Source organism: Desulfosarcina sp., from assembly GCF_041551955.1.
In the GTDB taxonomy this organism is placed as follows: Bacteria; Desulfobacterota; Desulfobacteria; order Desulfobacterales; family Desulfosarcinaceae; genus Desulfosarcina.
Genome location: NZ_JBFELV010000629.1, coordinates 1 through 1,522 on the forward strand (window position 1 = coordinate 1; position 1,522 = coordinate 1,522).

Annotated in this window: 1 protein-coding gene; it reads right to left on the bottom strand. The window is 58.3% G+C overall.

The window, feature by feature from the left end:
• Nucleotides 1–1,044: MalY/PatB family protein (locus ABYV26_RS25030; protein ID WP_372684063.1), on the bottom strand; the 1,044-nt coding region annotated here is incomplete at its 3' end.
• Nucleotides 1,045–1,522 lie beyond the last annotated feature (478 nt).

Here is a 1,522-nt window from a genome sequence, read left to right on the forward strand (position 1 = left end):
CAGCCCCAGCCCCCGGCAGTCCAGCCACACCAGGTAGGTCCCCTCGGGCCGAATGACCCGGATGCCCGGGACATGCTTGTCGATGAATTCCTGCAGATAGTCCAGGTTGTCTTCGATATAGGCCATCACCTGCACCAGCCAAGGTTCGCCTTCCCGGTAGGCGGTCTCGCAGGCCAGCACGCCGAAGGGAGACGCCCACTTGCTCATGCCGCAGCTGTTGAGGGTCTGCTGGAAGCGGCGTCTCAAACCGTCGTTGGGGATGATGATGTTGGAGGTGTGCAGGCCGGCCAGGTTGAAAGTTTTACTCGGAGCCGTGCAGACCACCGTATTGTAGGCCATCGCTTGGCTGATGGCGGCAAAGGGCGTGAAAGTGACGCCCCTGAAAATCAGGTCGGCGTGGATCTCGTCGGCAACCACCAGCACACGGTGCTTCAGGCAGATCTCCCCGACACGCATCAGCTCTTCAGGGGTCCACACCCGGCCCACCGGGTTGTGCGGGCTGCACAGGATGTAGAGTGTGGTCGCCGGATCGGCCGCCTTTTTTTCGAAGTCCACGAAATCCATCGCGTAGCGGTTCCGATCGAGGATCAGGCTGCTGGAAACAATCTCGCCGCCGTTGTTCTCAATGGCATTGAAGAAAGGATAGTAGACCGGCCGCTGAACCAGCACCTTCTCACCGGGTTGGGTGAACGACCGCACAAGGAAATTGACCGCCGGAACCACCCCGGGCGTGGAGACGATCCAGCCCGGTTCGATCGTCCAGCCATGGCGTCGTTTCATCCAATCCACAACTGCCCGGTCGTGGTCTTCCGTCCGGATCGTGTAGCCGTATATGCCGTGTTGCGCGCGCCGGACCAAGGCATCCACCACTGGCTGAGGAGCAGGAAAATCCATGTCCGCCACCCACAGGGGCAGGACCCGTTCTTCACCATAATAGTCGTCGGTGGCATGCCAGAGCGACGGGTTGTCGGGATCCTGGATGACGCCCCATTTGGCGGATTGGGTGTCTTTGCGGTTGATCTCCCGGTCGAAATCGTATTTCATGACGATGTTTTCCTCTTATGACTGATTCGTTGACGGCAAACAGCCCACAGGAGGTCTCATAACACCCGATCCTTCCAACGTCGATTGTTTTCTCGACGTTGATGGTTTATTTTAAAGGATTCAAGGGGTCGGGGATTCGAGGGGTCAAGTGAAAGGCCCAACAGTTACACGGGTCCGAGGCCGGAAGGTTCCGGTATTTAAGGAAAGCCAACCGTCTCGATAAAATCGCAAGCCAACCACCCCCTCGACCCCTTGAACCCTGGAATCCTCGAACCCTTTTTTCACATCTGGAAGCAGATAGAAATCAGCTTGCCGTTGTCCGTACCCTTGGGAGAAAATATGACCGTCTCACCGACCGCCGACTGGCACCAAAAACGGGCAACGCCTGATCAGGCTCTGGCCCGCATCGAACCGGGAATGAACATTTTCCTGGGTACCGGTGCCGCCGAACCCCGCACCCTGGTCAAGCGCCTCATGG